Origin of the sequence: Arthrobacter sp. NQ4 (genome assembly GCF_029077345.1) — a bacterium.
Classification (GTDB): domain Bacteria; phylum Actinomycetota; class Actinomycetes; order Actinomycetales; family Micrococcaceae; genus Arthrobacter.
Genome location: NZ_JARETC010000006.1, coordinates 190,803 through 207,561, shown reverse-complemented (window position 1 = coordinate 207,561; position 16,759 = coordinate 190,803). Strand labels below are relative to the sequence as shown.

General features: G+C 60.8%; 10 protein-coding genes. 6 read left to right on the top strand and 4 right to left on the bottom strand.

The window, feature by feature from the left end; translation table 11 throughout:
* The 5 genes from PUN51_RS12675 (at position 1) to PUN51_RS12655 (ending at position 7,718) form a co-directional block, all read left to right on the top strand.
* Positions 1–573, top strand: a complete 573-nt coding sequence (locus PUN51_RS12675; protein WP_275181201.1) for a flavin reductase family protein — start codon at positions 1–3, stop codon at positions 571–573.
* Positions 574–781: 208 nt separating this feature from the next.
* A complete protein-coding gene (locus PUN51_RS12670; protein WP_275181200.1) occupies positions 782–1,495 on the top strand; it encodes a YoaK family protein in 714 nt (237 codons plus the stop codon).
* A gap of 1,010 nt (positions 1,496–2,505) precedes the next feature.
* The gene (locus PUN51_RS12665; RefSeq protein ID WP_275181199.1) at positions 2,506–2,955 is read left to right on the top strand and encodes a hypothetical protein; all 450 of its coding nucleotides are present in this window, start codon (positions 2,506–2,508) and stop codon (positions 2,953–2,955) included.
* A gap of 394 nt (positions 2,956–3,349) precedes the next feature.
* Entirely contained in the window at positions 3,350–4,378 is a 1,029-nt protein-coding gene (locus PUN51_RS12660) for a DUF4192 domain-containing protein (protein WP_275181198.1), read from the top strand.
* Positions 4,379–4,679: 301 nt separating this feature from the next.
* Entirely contained in the window at positions 4,680–7,718 is a 3,039-nt protein-coding gene (locus tag PUN51_RS12655) for an SIR2 family NAD-dependent protein deacylase (protein ID WP_275181197.1), read from the top strand.
* A gap of 675 nt (positions 7,719–8,393) precedes the next feature.
* Here PUN51_RS12655 and PUN51_RS12650 read toward each other — a convergent pair.
* Genes PUN51_RS12650 through PUN51_RS12640 form a run of 3 tightly spaced genes read right to left on the bottom strand, consistent with a single transcriptional unit; the run spans position 8,394 to position 11,748 of the window.
* A complete protein-coding gene (locus PUN51_RS12650) occupies positions 8,394–10,031 on the bottom strand; it encodes an amidohydrolase (RefSeq protein WP_275181196.1) in 1,638 nt (545 codons plus the stop codon).
* 2 nt (positions 10,032–10,033) lie between these two features.
* On the bottom strand, positions 10,034–11,515 hold the full coding sequence (locus PUN51_RS12645; RefSeq protein ID WP_275181195.1) for a sodium:solute symporter family protein: 1,482 nt from the start codon (positions 11,513–11,515) through the stop codon (positions 10,034–10,036).
* The gene (locus PUN51_RS12640) at positions 11,512–11,748 is read right to left on the bottom strand and encodes a hypothetical protein (protein ID WP_275181194.1); all 237 of its coding nucleotides are present in this window, start codon (positions 11,746–11,748) and stop codon (positions 11,512–11,514) included. Before PUN51_RS12640 ends, PUN51_RS12645 begins: the two co-directional genes overlap by 4 nt.
* Before the next feature lie 122 nt (positions 11,749–11,870).
* Here PUN51_RS12640 and pdxR point away from each other — a divergent pair, with 122 nt between their 5' ends.
* Entirely contained in the window at positions 11,871–13,436 is a 1,566-nt protein-coding gene (pdxR, locus tag PUN51_RS12635; RefSeq protein WP_275181193.1) for a MocR-like pyridoxine biosynthesis transcription factor PdxR, read from the top strand.
* A 378-nt stretch (positions 13,437–13,814) separates the two neighbouring features.
* Here the strand turns inward: pdxR and PUN51_RS12630 are convergent, their stop codons facing one another.
* A complete protein-coding gene (locus PUN51_RS12630; RefSeq protein WP_374114941.1) occupies positions 13,815–16,736 on the bottom strand; it encodes an exo-alpha-sialidase in 2,922 nt (973 codons plus the stop codon).
* Between the last annotated feature and the right edge of the window lie 23 nt (positions 16,737–16,759).

The following is a 16,759-nucleotide window of genomic DNA, read 5'->3' as shown; positions in this document are numbered from 1 at the left end:
GTGTTTCACGCCTACCCTGCAGACACGTGGCTCGAGGCTCCGAAGCAAAGCTTCCCGTCTTCCCTCTCGGCCGACGAATTCAAAGCACTGTTCCGTGGGCACCCGGGAGGTGTCGCCGTCGTCACGGCCGATGCCGGCGAAGGGCCTGTGGCGCTGACGGTATCGTCGGTCGTGTCGGTGAGTGCGGACCCTCCGTTGCTGATCTTCTCGGTCTCGGCACTGTCTTCTTCGTCCGAGGTGCTGTCGCGCGCCGAGACCGTCGTCGTGCACCTGCTGGACGCGCACGACGTCGACCTGGCCAAGTTGGGAGCGACCCCCGGTGCCGACCGCTTTGACCAGACGCACCGCTGGTCGGCCCTTGCAACCGGCGAAGCGGTGTATGACGATGTCCGCGCTTGGGTGCGCTGCGCCGTCATCGATCGCATGGAGGTGGGGACTTCCACCATCATCGCCGTTCACGCCCTGGAGTCCCGTGTAATGCGTGACGTCCAAGCGGGCGAACCCGCCGACGCTCTGGTCTACCACAACCGTTCATGGCACCGCCTGGGCGAGCATTCCAAGCTTGAAGGCTGAGCGCCGCGCCAACAATGCGAGGCAGGAAGCAGAACGGCTCACGACGGCGGAAGTATAACTGCCGCCATTCGCGCTTCGTGGTTGGCGGCATGGACGCACAGACGGCCAACGACCACGTCCTTGACGAGGGCCTGATTGACGATGACCAATAAGCATGTCCGAGGGGTGTCGTAGAGACCACCCCTCACGATGAAGGATTCCATAAACCATGACATCAGCCATAGCCAGCTCAGGTACTAAAACCACCTCTACTCGGCAAGAAAATGCGTCTCCGGAAAAGTTCCGACTGATGCTCATGATGGCCCTCACGCTCGTTACAGGTGTGGTTGACGCCGTCGGCTACCTTGGACTTGATCGCGTCTTCACCGGAAACATGACCGGCAACGTGGTAATTCTTGCGATGGCGTTGGCCGGGGCCGCGAACCTGCCAACTTTGGGCCCACTGGTAGCACTTGGCGCCTTTCTCCTCGGCGCTGCGGTCGCCGGATTTACGCTCCAGTCAAGCCCGAAAGGCTGGAACCGCAGGGTCACGCTCCTTCTCACAGCGGGTTGTATCGCGTTGACGGGAACCGCTGCCATCTCTCTCATCGTGGAAGACGTCGGCCACCAGTCCATTCGTGTCATTGTTGCCGCCCTTATCGCCATGCACATGGGCTCCCAGGCCCTGATTGCGCGGCATTTGGGCGTACGAGACATGACCACAGTGGTCATTACTTCCACCATGACCTCCCTCGCCGGAGAGTCACTTGTGGGCAAGCAACGGCCCCGGTTACTCAACCGACGGCTGGGCGCTGTCCTCGCTATGTTCGCCGGGGCCGCCATCGGAGTACTCCTGCTGCAGATCCATCTCAGCGTCCCGATCGGCCTCGGCATCGCCATCACCGCCGCTGTGACGGTCCTGGGGAGTCGCCGCTGGCATTGATGCGGTACATCCCACCGGCCGTGCCTGCGCCGCCGACAAGCCTCCGGGAGGCCAACCTTGGCTCAACCAGAAGCAAATCCGATAAGGGCGCGAATCCGAGGGCACTACACCCTAATCGGACATCAGTCTGACCGTCCGACGGCGTCAGGTTAGAGTCGGATTACGGCCCCTTGGACACCGACTCCCAGCAGCGATATATCTCAAGCTGACCCTCCCACCTGCCTCGGGGAAGAGCGGCACACCGCCGAGTCCAACAGTCTTTCATCTGACGGCCCTGCGCTAAGTCACGGCAAGCAGGACTGCGAGAACTCGAACTCCCGGCCGGCGCCGGGCAGAGCATCAAATCAGACGTAAGTGTGGACAGTGTCCACACTTACTTGGCTGGACAAAGCGATGAACGCAAGGTGCTTTTTGGGTCGTCGAAACCTCGCATCGGAGGCCGCGAATCAAACGCGCTGCGGTCATGTCGTCGTCTCTCCCCCGGCCCATGAATAGGTGTAGGCCACCCAGGGGCCCACCCGACAAGACCGGAAGCGAGGAACCGTATGACCCCATCAAACAGCACGCGGAGGGCCCATCAGCCAGGGTCCTGGACCCGCCACCCACACACCTGCATACCCCCCGCGGCGGCCAGGCTACAGCCCGCGACCCAACCCGTCAGGCGACGCGACCGCATGCTTTGTCAACACGTCAAAGCAAAATCGCCCCTGACGAGGCGATCTGTTGTGCCCGAGGTGGGACTCGAACTACATTCCAGCCCCTGCAAACACTGGGAACCCGGGGAAACATGCGGAATCCGAAGTAGTCCGAACGCTCTACGAGGCAGTTCGAGACGAAAAGTGTGGACATTGTCCACACCCCCTTCTACCCCCTATCCGAACAGCTATGCCGGCTAACTTCGAGCGCACCGATATCCCCGATAGCAGGGAACCAGGTCGCTACGTTCTACCGCCTTCCGCCTTCTACTTCTTGAGGGATTAAAGTCGCTCTTGACTACGAAGGAGCAGCGCATGGGCTACACCCACTACTTCCACGGCCTGACCGCCACGCCCGAAGTCGTCGCCGAAGCCACGAAAATCATCGAAGCTTCCGGTGTCACAATCTGCGGACCCCGGGGTGAAGGGCTGCCGCTCCTCAGCGAAACCCACGGGATCAAGCTGAACGGCTTCGCCGCAGCAGGCGAAGCCTACGAAACTTTCTCCCTCCCTGGCGCAAACGCTGCCGGCCGCGGAAACCATGCTTGGTTCTGCAAAACCGAGAACAAACCCTACGACCTTGTCGTCACCGCAATCCTCACCGCCGCCGCCCTCCGCCACCCGGGGATACTGCACAGCGACGGCCACTGGGAGAGCTGGACTGCAGGCCTCGCCCTCTACCAAGCGGCCGTCCGTCCCCTCTCCCTGGACCAGAAGATCGCACTCGAACTCGACATCGAAGCCATGCGCCCAGAACATCGCTGACGCCACAAACCCCCAGCCGCGCCGCTCCCTTTGTCGTTCCTAAAGGTCCGGGAACTGCTTGCAGCTCCGCCATCGTGGAGTAGTCATGCTGTTTGATCTGCCTTGTCCGATGGATAAGTGGAAGCTGTATCGCTGCTTGTCATTCTGATATGTCCCATGATCGCTGGGCGGTTCCTCCGCGCAACCAGGGCGCTACCGCGCCGACCCCGAAACCGAAAACTTCTCCATAGTCGCAGTGGAACCAGTCCCTGCGGGTGAAGTTTTCGCCCCCGGCGCCGGTTCCCCAAGTTGCACTCCGGCCCCTCGACCCAGCGGATGGTCCCCTACCAGAACGACGCCCACCACCAACAACCGGAGAGACAAGGCCATCCAAGGGCCAAGGAGAACAGGGATCATGGAAAAGCTCACCATCAAGACACCCCCGGATGTCCTCAGCTTCATCGGACACACACTGGGCTTCTGGCCGAAGGAAAGCCTGGTCTGCATCACCCTAAACGAGAACAGCGTTGGCGCGACCCTGCGGATTGACCTTCCCCGGCAACCAGGTCAGGAACTCCCCTACGCACACACCGTCGCCCACTACCTCACCAGCGACACCACGGCCACGTCCCTCCTCTTCGCCATCTACACCAGCGAACCCTGCCAATCCGGACAGCCGAAACCCCACGCCGCGACCATCGCAGCCCTCACCGGAGTCCTCGCAGAACAAGGCATCACCATCCGCGACGGGCTCTTCGTCGGCGACGACACCTTCTCCCCCTATGACGGCGAACCCGGCCACGAACTCGCCCTACCCGTCAGCTCAACCCAAACCAGCGCAATCAATGCCGAATTCATCTACCGCGGCAGCGCCGTCCAACCCACCGACCAGGTCACCCTCCCCGCCACCAGAGAGGCACTCGCCAATGCAGCCGCCGTCGAACACCACATGGACACCATCCGATCCGTGCCGGCCACTACTGCAACAACGCAAGCTCGGAAGCTCTGGGCCGGCATGCTGGACACGGCATCCTTCCCCAGCGACGACGACTCTCATGCCCTGGTAGCCAACCTTCAGTTCCCGGCCATCCGCGACCGCCTCATTGCCGACATCCCGGACTTGGAAGAGCCAATGCAGCACATCCTCTTCGCGCAAACGGACGGCGCTCCGAAGTGGTCGCGTATCGAGTGGGCACAGCAACTGCTCCTGCATGCCTACACCCGCACCAGCCCACAACACGCAGCACCCGTCCTGACCACCATCGGCTACATCAACTGGTGGGAAGGCCGAGGAAGCAAAGCACACCAATTCCTCCAACTCGCCCTCGACACCGACCCCGCCTACCGCCTCGCCCGCCTCAGTGACCAGATGATCGGCTCCGGCCTCGTCGCGGGCTGGAACATGAACAAAGAAACCGCCTACAAAGCACTGCCCTTCGATTAGCGAACACTCAGGCTAGGGAGTCTGACCCCACAGGACTGGTTCGACACTGTGCCCGCACGACCTCTGCAGCTTTACGAAACGTCGGTATCGGCGTTCCCGGCAGGCGGTCATCAGATGAGGAAACGCGCGTTTGTTCGACGATTTTGCTTCATCCGCGTGGCATGTGTGCGCAGGGGACGCACCCAGCTAACGGCAGCATCAGAGGTTGGTCTAGCGCTCGAGACACTATGGATATGATTTTATTGCCGACTTCACGATTTTCCGTCGGCGTGGACTTCAAATGAAGCTGGGGACTAAATCAGTGAGCGACAGCGACGCAATCATCTCGGGACTGGAATCTGCGTTTTCCGAGAATCGAGCGACTCTAATTGTTGGAACAGGGCTTTCCATGTCCTGTTCCAGTAACGCGAATGGCGCAAACTGGGTGGGGTTCCTGCGCCAAAGCATTGACTGGGCGATTGAACATACACAGGCAGGCTCAACGTGGAAAACAACAGTCGAAATGGTCTTGTCCTCCGCGTTAGAGGAAGGCGATACGAATATGCTCATCTCTGCCGCCAGCTTGATCGCCAACAAGATCGGTGAACTTGGAGCGCAGGGCAAGCACAATTGGCTTACAGCTACGATTGGAGCCCTGCCCCTAGTCGACTCGAGTTGGGCGCGTGCCCTGGACAAACTGCGGTGCCCGATCCTGACGACAAACTATGACACTCTCATAGAGCAGGCAACCGGTCGGTCAACCGCGTCTTGGACTAGTACCTCAAACATGCAAAAGGTTCTCGCCCGGACATCCAATGATGTAGGCCACCTGCATGGAGTCTGGAGTGAAAGCGACTCCGTAGTTTTGTCCGAGGCGGATTACACTCGCGTTCTTCACTCAGCTCCTTTACAAGCACTTCAACAAGCGGCCTCCTCGGTTACCTCTTTGGTATATGTGGGCGTCGGCGACGGATTGGACGACCCCAACTTTTCCCAACTTCTTGGATGGCACCGGCAGACATTTGGGGCTTCCGATGTTCCGCACTTTCGGCTCTGCAGGGACTCGGAGCTTGAGGGCCTAAAGCGAGTTCATGGCTCTGACCACATCACACCCGTGAGCTACGGTTCCTCCTGGGAGGATCTGCCGGGCTTCTTGGAGCAGTTTCATGAGGATGACTCCGCTGTGCTCCTTCGACGAAATCACGTAGAGCTCGCGCGAGACATTCTCACGGCTCGTGTTCGCGATCTATCGATCGTGTGCGAGAAACTCGACGACCTGGATGAGCGTTCTCTCAGCCAATTGGTGGCGCCGCCCGTATTGTTGCCGCTCTCGAATGAGCAATTCCAAGCGTCCAAGGAATCGCAGACCGAAGAAAGCTCGTCTTCAGAACAGCTGGAGCGATGTGATCCGCGCGAAGTTGCCGCCACTCAGGGCATAACCATTGTTGCCGGCCCAGAAGGTTCTGGCCGTACCACCGCGCTGTATTGGTTATTGGAAGAGGCTTCCAGAACGGCACTGGGGTCAGCTCCCGTTCTCGTAGAATTTTCCGAATTGAGCCGCGGAGGAAAGCCACTAACAAACGCACTACGAAACCGAGTACGAGAGACCGGAGCCGTCTTGAGTAAGGGAGCGCCGCTGCCTAAACTCATTGTCGGCATCGACGACGTGCATCCCTTCTCATCCCGCATTGTCGAGCAGACGATACAAGAACTAGTTGGCATGTCCGAGTCGGGAATGCCCGTCTTCCTGAGTTGCAAGGAAGGGTTTGAAGGCGAACTTGCCAAACTCTTGGGGAGCGCAGGCTTGCAGCACGTTGTGCGTTACGTTGGTGAACTTTCCAGGGCGGACATTCGCGATTTAGTCAGTCTTGCTAAACCGTCACGCTCTCGGGCTATTGAAGACAACGTCGTCAGCATACTCAAACAGCAGCACCTTCCTCGCACTCCATTCACGGTCTCACTGCTAATATCTGTTCTTACGGCAGGGCACATCGTTGCACCCAATAGCTCCCACACAACTTTATTAGATCTATATCTGAACCAGCTTATAGGTCGAGGAGATATTGCCGAGGACTCTCGGTGGGGCATGGATTCCGACCTCCGATCAGCTGTTCTTTCTGATCTTGCTGAATTTTTCATACGGAGTGAAGCAGGGTCGCTCGCGGAAGCAGATGTGGTCAGTCGAATAAGTAGCTACTTCGCCGACCGCGGGATTCCAGAATCTGCCAGCGACCTGCTCCACAATTTGCGACGGCGTAAGGTACTTTCTCACGAAACAGGCCGCATATTCTTCTCTCACAGCAGCTATTTGTTTATATTCGCTGCAAAGGCGGCCACCAAAGATAAGTCATTTCGCGACTACCTATTGTCCGACCCACTCCTCTTCGCACCCGTCCTGAAGCATTATCCTTCGCTTGACAGGTCCGACATAGACCTCCTAACAAGCCTGAGTAAGTTTTTCGCAATTATGGATGTCGGAGTGATGAACTCCCGCTCAATTCATGAGCCCGTCAAAGCTATCGAGGCTCCAGAAGATATTGAGGAAAGATTACAAGGGATCGAAAACGCTTTTGAAGCGGGCGAGCTTTCGGATGAAGACGACGAACACGCGGTTGAAGCTCCCGACGATCTTGAGGCATTTCCTCGCCAGCGGAACGAAGGCTCGCCTCTCACTCTGCCCGACGATCTGCCCGATTTTCATCGCTACTCGACGGCCTTGGATGTCGTTTCAACTGCCCTCAGAGATTCGATTCTAATAGCTGATCCTTCTCTTAAGCGTGAGGTGCTGGTCCAGGTACTCCAAGGTTGGGCAAAGCTCGGGTCACTTTTTGCAGACTCGGCAGAACTCGTTGAGGCAGTCAGAAAGACTATTGAGAAGGTAGCTGCATCGTTTGGGGCATCTGAGGAGCGGCGGGAACGATTCGTAAACGTGATGACTGGATACTCGCCCGTCATGATAATCCACGGGGGCATGGCCAGCTCACTTAGCACTACACGCCTTGTGCCCGCCCTCGCGGAAGCGATATCAGACCCAGATTTTGCCAATGATCCCGACGCTGCTTTGGGCGCTTCGGTTTTTCTTTTGGACGTGCAGCCACAGGGGTGGGTCAAGCAACTCGAATATGTATCAAGCAAATACAAGGATACTAAGGTTATGGCGAGAGCATTCAAGCTTCTGTGTATGGTCAGCTACTCAATCGGTTCACATTCGCCCGATGACCAGTCACGATTGCGTCGCTATATTTCTGATTTAGAAAGCCGTCTGTTTACCTTTAAGAAGGAACAACTCCGACAGAGCTTCAGGGCTTCTTTTGAACAGAATGTGCTGAAGCGCAGGCAGCCGGGTGCCATAGGCAAATGATGTCCTAGCGTTCGTAAGCCACCGAGACGAGTCCGTCATCAACGCCCACCGACGCTAGACGCCGTGTGGGCCCCCCACGAGTGTGCTCTAGGGCGAAGCCACTGGCAACTCCCCTAGTTGACGGAAGGTACACTATCGGCTCTTTTAGAGATGGCGGGGGAGAGCCTCGAAAGGGGCTGTATTCCTGCTTTTGTCGTTGCGTCTTTGCACGCTGGGCGATTCAAGGCGGCATCCCAGACGGCTCCAGTTCACCGCCAGATCTTCCGTCGAATTAGCATCGCCAGACTGACCGTGGAGAAACTAGCCTAACTAGCCGCCCGTGGCCCGTCATCGCCGAAAACGCAAATGGCGGTCCTGTGGCTGCTTCGTGGGTATTGGGGTCCCAGACCGCATCTCGGTCACCTCCAACCTCGCACTCGCCCGCAATGCCCGCCCGGCGTGGGCAGGTGCCACGGGACAGCACGCCGCCTATTAGCCTGACGCGCACAAGACGATCCACGGATCGCCCTAATTGCAGCTGCCAGCATCAGAGGACTGACTCCGCCCTTACATTTGGGACGCCGCGGGCCACTGTCGGCAATCACCCATGCCGCCGCGGTGGTACCGACTTGTCCTACACAACTCGGATGCGACTGGAAGCTCCCCGCGTCTACCTGCAGACTCAACCGCGATCGGCTAGGACTTCAAGCGTTTGTGATCCAGAGTCATTGAATTCCCGAATACCCATTCGGCGGCCACGACCGTGGCCAGGACCCCAACCTCGGCAAGTTCTTGTTCGGACGCCTGGAAAATGTCCCGGTCCAGTATGGCGAAATCGGCGAACATGCCAATCTCCAGCGTGCCACGTTGGCCCTCCTCATGGACCAGCCAGGCACTGTCTGCCGTCAGACTGTGCAGCGCCTGGGCGACGGTGAGCTTCTGAGCTTCACCCAAGACTTCTCCACCACTGGTACGCCGGCTGACGGCGGTCCACAAAGTTCGTAGTGAGTCCATTGGGGTGATGGGGCAGTCAGAGTGCAAACCGAAATGCAGGCCAGCGTGGACAGCTTCCCCCAGCGGTTCCATGCGGTTCGCCCGCTCCTTGCCGAGGAAGACGTCCCGGTGACGGTCGCCCCAATAGTAAATATGGTTGGCAAACACTGAAGCGACACCGCCAGCATCGACCAGGGCATTGATATCTTTTTCGGATGCCATTTGTAGGTGCTCCACACGGTGTCGGGAATCCTCCCGTCCTCCGGATTCCCTCACAGCCTTAATGGCCGCGATCACCGTGCGTATGGCCAGATCGCCGTTCGCATGGACGGCGCATTGCCCTCCCAACTTGTCGACTTTGGAAATGAGAGCGACAAGGTCCTCAAGTGAAAACAGGAGGTCTCCGCAGCTTTCCTTGGCGCAGGAGTAGGGCTGGCTGAGCGCAGCGGATAAACCTTGGATGGACCCGTCCGACCAATATTTGACCCCTCGGAGGGTGAAGTTTCCAACGGTGTAGGGGAACCCTTCCGGGTGAAGGGCTATGAATTGGTCAATGAGGTCCCCGCGTAAGTAGCCCTCGACCCGCACGGGGAGTCCCCCCGTGGACCCCAGGCGTTCCCACGTTTCGAGTTCCGCATACCCGGCCACCAGCCCGATCCCTAGGTCATGGATTGTGGTCATTCCCCGGCGCGCGGCCGTTGTTAGCGCCACATGCGCTGCGTCCGAGAGCTCCTTTTCGGAAGGCTGGGGAATGCAGTCAAGCACACGGCTGACGGCACCGATCTCCCACATCAGGCCGGTCAGCCGACCACGTGCATCTTTGATGAATCTGCCTTCATCCGGGTCAGGGCTGCCGTCCTCGACGCCTGCGAGTTCGAGCGCTTTTGTGTTCGCGACCAGGAAGTGCCCGGAGATGTGCGAGATGACGATCGGAATGTCGACGCTGACTTGGTCGAGCTCGTCACGGGTGGGATGGCGGTTTTCGTGGAGCAGCGTATCGTCGTAGCCCCATCCCCTGACCCAGCCGTTGGGAGTATCGCCGTTCTTCAGGCGTTCCCGCAGCCTGTCAACGATCTCGCCAATGCTTTTGTTAAGGGGGCTGCGGCAATCGACCCAGTTCTTTGTCAGGCCAAAGAAGATCGGGTGGACATGGGACTCCACAAGGCCGGGGACAATGGTGCGCTCCCCGATGTTGATTACGTCTGCTTCGGGTAGTCCCATGAGCACCTCCTGAAAGGTGCCCAGGGCGATAATACGTCCTTGCGCTATGCCGAGCGCTTCGACGGGAGCGGAATGGGCCATAGTGCGGATGGTCCCGCCGGTCAGTATCAGCTCATTCATGCTCAGATCCTCTCCTTAGCAAGTTCGGGGTCCTGGTCAGGGATGCCGACCGTGTCCCGAACAGGGGACGCAGCCTTGGTACGGGTCCAGATCGCTTCACTACGCTCCGCCTTCGGCCAGAGCAGCCGGCCGAGGCCAACGATCACGATATTAAGGCCGAGAGCAGGCACGCCAAGGCTCAGCCCGCCGAGGTCTACGCCCAGCACATACAGTGAAACGGCGGTGGCCACGCCGCCGACGAGGCCGGCTGCCATGACCCCGGCGCGGACCCGGGATCCGAATATCAGGAGCAGCACCGGGATTATGAGCTGTGTAAAGCCATAGTACGAAGTGTTAATGAGTGCACCCATGAGGTTGGGAACTACAAGGGTGAGAACGATGGAAACCAGCAGGTAGACCGCGATGATGACCCGTACGAAGGATTTCTGGCGTCGTTCCGGGACGCCAACCAGTACGTTTCGCGATACCAGGGTGCCGATGCACAGTGCCGAGGCCGCGAGCACGACGATGGCGCACAGTGCCGCACCGCCGGCAACAACGCCGACCAGCCACTCGGGTAGCAGATTGCGGGCCACTTCGATGAATGCCAAATTGGTCTGGGCGCCGGTGAGGCCGGGAACCGTGGAGATCGCGTAGTAAGCGACGATAAGAAGAAACGGGTACATCAGCATGTACAGCGGCATGAAGATCTGGGTGCGCCGGACCGTTCGGCCCGACTTTGAACTCATGATCGCCTGGATAATGAACGGGAACATGTAGAAGCCCACCGCTTGGAAGATCAGCGTTGAAACGGTGTGAAGCAGCGGACGGCCATGCTCGATCACGGTGTGGCTGGAGACGTCGTCGGCACGGGCGACGATATCAGTGACGGATGAGTTCTGACTCAGGACGAAGACTGCGACAATCACGATCGCGAAGATGAGGGCAAAGTCCTTAACGAAGCTGACGTACGCCGGAGCCTTGATGCCCGACAGCAAAGCGAAAACCAGGGCGATGCTTACGCCAATGAGGACCGTGGCCAAGGGTGTGAAGCCGAGCCCCAGTCCGTTCAGGGCGACGGTAAGTCCGGTCAGCTGCAGTTGCGCCCAGGGCACGAGGAAGACAACACACAGCAGGGCCGCGGTCAGTTCCAAGGGACGTGATTTGAAGTGTCCGCGGAAGACGTCTGGCAGGGTGACGGCGTTGTAGCGGCGTCCCGCTTTGAAAAGCAGCGGTAGAAGGAAGTAGCCGATGGGGTAGCCCAAAAGGATGTACCCCATGAACCAGACGGCGAATCCGGCCCCTTCCGCATACACACCCCCGGGAAACCCGATGACGGTGCCGATGGAATAGACCTCACCTACTACAAGAATGAACAGGAGGATGGCGCCGAAACTGCGTCCGCCGACGAGGAAGTCCTCAGTTGTCTTCACTCCCCTGCGTGAGTAGACGCCCAGCGCCACGGCTGCGAGGAGGACGAGGGCGAAGGTGATAACAGCGGTCATGGGGTCACCGCCCGGGGGGCGGAGTCTTCATCGTAGGCCTCATGCTTGTCCCAGATATTCCAGGCAAGGGCCATGAGACCAGCGGTCGTGGGAAACAGGGCAACCATAAAGACGAAGATCGCCGGTATGCCTACGACTCGCACGTCGGAGGGGCCGAGCGCTACGACCCCTCCGACCAGGAGCGCGAACGGCAGCACCAAGGCCACCAGCACGCTTTTGAGATTCGGTTTCACTGCAACTCCTTTGTTGGGAACTCGAGTCAAGTATCTGCAACCGAACTGGACTGATCAATATCCAGTTTTTAACACCTAGAGCGGTCCAGATTCTGGAGCGCATCGCGTGTCATAGTGGAGCTGTGGAAGCAATCAGGATTAGGGCTGCAACGGCAGGCAGCCCTTCGTCGCCCGTTGTTTTAGTTCCGGCAACCCAGGGTGCGTCCCTGGCCATGCGCGTGCGACAAGCTGTCGAACAGCTCATCGTGCGCGGCACTTGGCGCCCGGGTGAGCGTGTGCCCTCGAGCCGGCAGCTGGCGGAAGATCTCGGCCTCTCCCGCACCACCGTCCAGTCCGCATACCAGACGCTAGTGGACGAGGGTTATCTTCTGACGTCGGACCGGCGCGGCGTTTACGTCAGCTCTCTCCTGCCATCCACGGCGCATCCTGAGCGGCAATCCAACTCGATGGACGCTGTCAGGGAGAAATGGGAAAACTCCGTCGACTGGGAACGGGTGGCACATCGGTCCCGGACCGGACCGTGGCCCGAGCTGCACCGGGAACGCCGCTGGCATGCGTTTGATTACCCCTTCGTCACGGGCCAGCATGACAGCTCGTTCTTTCCACGCGAGGCGTGGCTGCGGGCACTCAAACGTGCGCTGGGTCCGGAGCACCGCCACGCCAGCCTGGACGACGTCATCTGCGACGACAGCCGGCTCGTAGAGGTCCTGTGCAGCCGTGTCCTTCCCGGGCGGGGCCTATCGGTTTCCCCCGAAAACGTGCTTATCACCCTGGGCAGCCAGCAGGGTCTGCAGCTGCTGGCTGCGGCCACCATCCGCTGGGGAGACCGGGTGGCCGTCGAGAATCCCGGCTACATCGATGCCCGCCACGTCTTCCATCGGGCCGGAGGGACGATCGTTGACGTTCCCGTGGATGAAAACGGACTGGTCCCACAGAATGAATACTCAGGTGCACGACTGCTCTACGTCACACCGAGCCATCAACACCCCACCAATGTGACCCTGTCCGTCGACCGGCGGCTCCAACTCATCCAGCAGGCCCAGGAACAGGATTTCCTGATCATCGAGGACGATTACGACTCCGAGCTCCGCTACCGCGGGCAACCAAGCCCGGCCATGGCAGCACTGGACCCCTCAGGCCGGACCATTTACATCGGAACAATGTCCAAGGTTCTGGCCCCCGGCCTGCGTATCGGCTATGTTGTCGGCCCGAAGGCTTTACTCAATGAGCTCCGCAACAACCGCCGATACACCCATCGGCAGCCCCCTGGCCACCTGCAGCGGGCTGTCGCACTCCTCTTCGAGAGCGGCGACTTCCACCGTGCGCAGCGGCGATACAAAAATGATCTGGCCCACCGCTGGCAGACGGCGCACGACGCGGCGGAAAAGCTGTTCTCGGAGCAGCAGGTATTGCCGCCGGGCGGCACCAGCCTGTGGATCCGTACCGACCCGGCACGCTCGGCGAACGCTCTCGTTTCAACGGCACGCGAGCATGGAATCCTGATCGATCCAGGATCGATGTACTTTTCCAACCCGAACCTCGATGTTCCGTCCATCCGGGTTGGATTTGGAGCGATACCTTTGGAACGCATCGCAGGCGGAATGGAACGACTGGCCTCATTGGCGAACAACGAGAGCACGCACCCCTTGAAGGAGCTGCCTGCAAGGCTGACCCAGCGGATCAAATGAGACGGCCAGAACAGCAGCACCATTTTATGAATTGTCGGGACAGGCAGCCGTCCAAGAATGGATCCGGCTAGTTGGGCAGTAGGAGCAGCACGACTGATGATCTGACTTCGGTTTCTGTGCTCGCTTTGTGTGGCACGGTTGAGCTTCGAACTGCGTTTTACGGCTGGCCAGGGATTCGGGACCAACGGGGCATTTCACAACTCCGCTGCTATCGGTAGGGAAGGAATCTTCCGGGTCAGCGGATTTCAAGGGCCACGGGTTTCCTCGTTGTTGCGGCGAAGCTGCAAGATGGATTTCCCATTGCCGAAATTGGGTTGGAACGGCCGATGGAAGCCCCTCGGCCGTTCCAACCTTTGCTGGGCTTTGGACTGCCGGGGCTTATCCCTTGGGGGTCACCTGGAGCCGGTCGAAGGAAACCTGCTTGTCGTCCGTATCCAAGACGACCACGTCGTCGCGGCCGTTCTGGACATCTGCGGGCAGGATGAACTCCACCGTGTTGTCCGTAGTGGGAAAGATCCAGCCGACCCGGTAGCTGTGCTTGTTAAGGTAGACGTAGTACCACTGCCCGTAGTCGAGGCCCTTGAGGACCACCTTCTGGCCGTTGCGGTACTTGTCCAAGGTGCCCAGGTCGAACGGCGGCGTCTGGTCCTCGAAGTCTTGCACGGTCAGGGCCGGCACGGTGTCGGGCTGGGCGGGCTGCAGGTTGAGCTGGATGGCGCCGCCGGCCACCGAGGTCGTGACGTGCCGGGATCCGTTGTCCGCGGCGGCCTCGAAGCTGACGGGTGCCAGCTTTCCGGCGGCGATGTCGGCAGCGGTGAGCACATGGTCCCGGGTGGCGGTCACGCTGCTGCCGGCGGCGAGGAGGGGTTCGCTGATGCCGGCGTCCGGGGCTGCGACTCCGGTCAGGGCCACGTTACCGGCGTTGCCCAGGGTGTAGGTGTAGGTGACGGTGTCGCCCCTGGAGGCGTATCTGTCGCCATCGTTGTCGGTCCATTGCGCCGCGACGGTGCCTTCGAGCCTGGCATCGCGGACCTTCAGGTCCACCTCGCCGCCGTTCACGGCGTAGGTCCTGGTGGTCTGTCCAGCGGCGCTGACCTCCCACGAGGTTTCCGGGACGAAAAAGCCTTGTGCGGCTTCCTCGGCCGTGACGGTGTGGCGGGGTGTGGCGCAGCTGTAGGACTGGCCGGCGGACAGGACGCTGTACCGGCAGTTCCCGGGGCCGTCCGGCACGAGGGGGCTGAAGTTGCCGGCGGTGGGCACCACCTTCTCCACCAGGGGGCTGGTGTTGGAGACATCGAATTTATAGGGGAAAGCCTCCCCCGCGCTGTACGGCTGAACGGCCAGGTCCCGGCCGGCGTCGTTGCGGCTGCCGGTAATGGTGGCGGCCACCAGGCCGTCGCGCAGTGCCACGGCCGCACCGGTGAAGGAGACCGTCTTGGTGAGGGTCGGCGCCGCGTTGGCCGTGATGCTGAAGGTTGCCTGCGGCACGAAGTAGCCGCGGGTAACGTCCTCGGCCGTCACCGTGTGCCTGGCCGTGGTACAGGTGTAGCTGGCACCGGCAGCCAGGTTGTTGTACCGGCAGTTGGGGGCCGACGGCGGCAGGAATCCGGCGTCGAACGTGCCGGAGACGGGCACGGAGTTGGCGGTGACGTTGGCTGTGCTCTTGATGTTGAAGGTGTAGCTGAGGACGTCGCCGGCCTGGTACGGGCTGGCCGCGACGTCACGGTCCGGCGCGGAGCCGGTGATGGTGAGGCCCACCTGCGGTGCCACGGGGACGGTGGCCGTGAAGGTGGCCTGCGAGACCCGGCCGTCCGCCGTCGTGAACGCTGCGTTGAGGTTCTGCGGGCCACTGGCATTGGCGGGTGCCGTGAGGTCAACGTTCACGGTGGCGGAGGCGCCGGGTGCGACGTCGGGCACGGGCACCGTGGTGGCGGACCAGCCGCTGGGGGTGTAGACGGTGGCATTCGCGCCGGAGAGCGTGGCGGCTTCCTGGTTGGTGACGGTGACGGCCACCGGCTTGGTGGTCCCGGGTGCGGTGGTGACGGCGGGAACGGCCAGGGGCGCGCAGGCGTAGTTCAGCCAGGCGTCGTCGAAGGCGGCGAAGGGCATGTTGTCCGTGTAGTTGCCTTCGTACAGGACGCCGAACGTGCCGTCGTCCAGCCGGCTCACTGTGGAGTAGGCGGAGAAGCCGGAGCGGATGGTGCGCAGGCCCGGCCAGGTGGCGCCGTCGTCGCAGGACACCCGGGCGGAGACGTTCTCGCGCGCGGTCTTGGAGTTGGCGTTGGTGAAGATCAGTTTCTTCGCGTCTGCCGAGCCCTCCGGGGCGTGGGGAAACATCCGTGCAATGGAACCGTTGTTGGCTGGGTCCGGCAGTTCGGTGTCCTGCGTTACCGGCCCGTAGGTGGCGCCGCCGTCGGTGGAGACCGCCACCTTCCGGTAGCCCTGGTTGGCGTTGTCCCGGGAGTTGAGCAGGACCCGCCCGTCGGAAAGTTCCACGGTCTTGTTCTCGTCCATCCGGTCGCCCACGTTGGCGCCCTTGTGCCAGGTGGCGCCGTGGTCGTCGGAGTAGACGCTGTAGGCCTGGATGCGGTTGCTGCCGTCAGCCTGGCGGACGTCGCCGGCGTACTGCTGGATCAGGCGGCCCTTGTAGGGACCGTACTTGAGCTGGATCCCTTCCCCGGAGGAGGCGAAGTTGGAGCGGACATCCCCCGCCACGGGACTGGTCTTGCTGGTGCCCGGCTTGGTGACCTCGGTGATCAGGCGGGGCTGGCTCCAGGTGGCGCCGCCGTCGGACGATTCAATGACCGCGGAGGAAATGACGTTCCTGTCGGCATCATCATTTCCGAACTGGCTGCCGCCGAAGCCCTGGTCCTTGGAGTAGACGAAGAACGCGAAGACCTTCCCGGCCTCGGCATCGTAAATGTAGGACGGATCGCTGTAGCCGTATTTCGGGCCGGTGGCGTCGGCCACGTGCCCGGCGGCGATGACCTGCACGGGTCCCCAGGTCCGACCGCCATCGGTGCTGCGGCGCTGCACGATCGAGTTGGGGTTGGGGGCGTCGGCCGCGCTGCCTGGCCTGCCGTCCCATGCGGCGAGGACCACACCATTGCCCAGGTATGCCAGGGCGGGGATCCGGTAGAAGAAATTGGCGGCGGTTCGGTCCGCTGCAAGGTTGGTCTCCTGGAAACTGCCCGGCGGCGCGGTCGGGCTCGTGGACGGGATGGGGGCCGCCTGGGCCGGCAGCCCGGTTCCAGCCAGCAGGGCCAGGACCAGGGCGCCTGTGCCCGTTGCCTGTCCCACTGATCTTTTCCTGGTTCTCTTGG

Bases quoted from the DNA above. Each gene is read 5' to 3' on its own strand.
- PUN51_RS12670 (WP_275181200.1), top strand. From the start codon at position 782: ATGACATCAGCCATAGCCAGCTCAGGTACTAAAACCACCTCTACTCGG.
- PUN51_RS12665 (WP_275181199.1), top strand. From the start codon at position 2,506: ATGGGCTACACCCACTACTTCCACGGCCTGACCGCCACGCCCGAAGTC.
- PUN51_RS12660 (WP_275181198.1), top strand. From the start codon at position 3,350: ATGGAAAAGCTCACCATCAAGACACCCCCGGATGTCCTCAGCTTCATC.
- PUN51_RS12650 (WP_275181196.1), bottom strand. From the start codon at position 10,031: ATGAATGAGCTGATACTGACCGGCGGGACCATCCGCACTATGGCCCAT.
- PUN51_RS12645 (WP_275181195.1), bottom strand. From the start codon at position 11,515: ATGACCGCTGTTATCACCTTCGCCCTCGTCCTCCTCGCAGCCGTGGCG.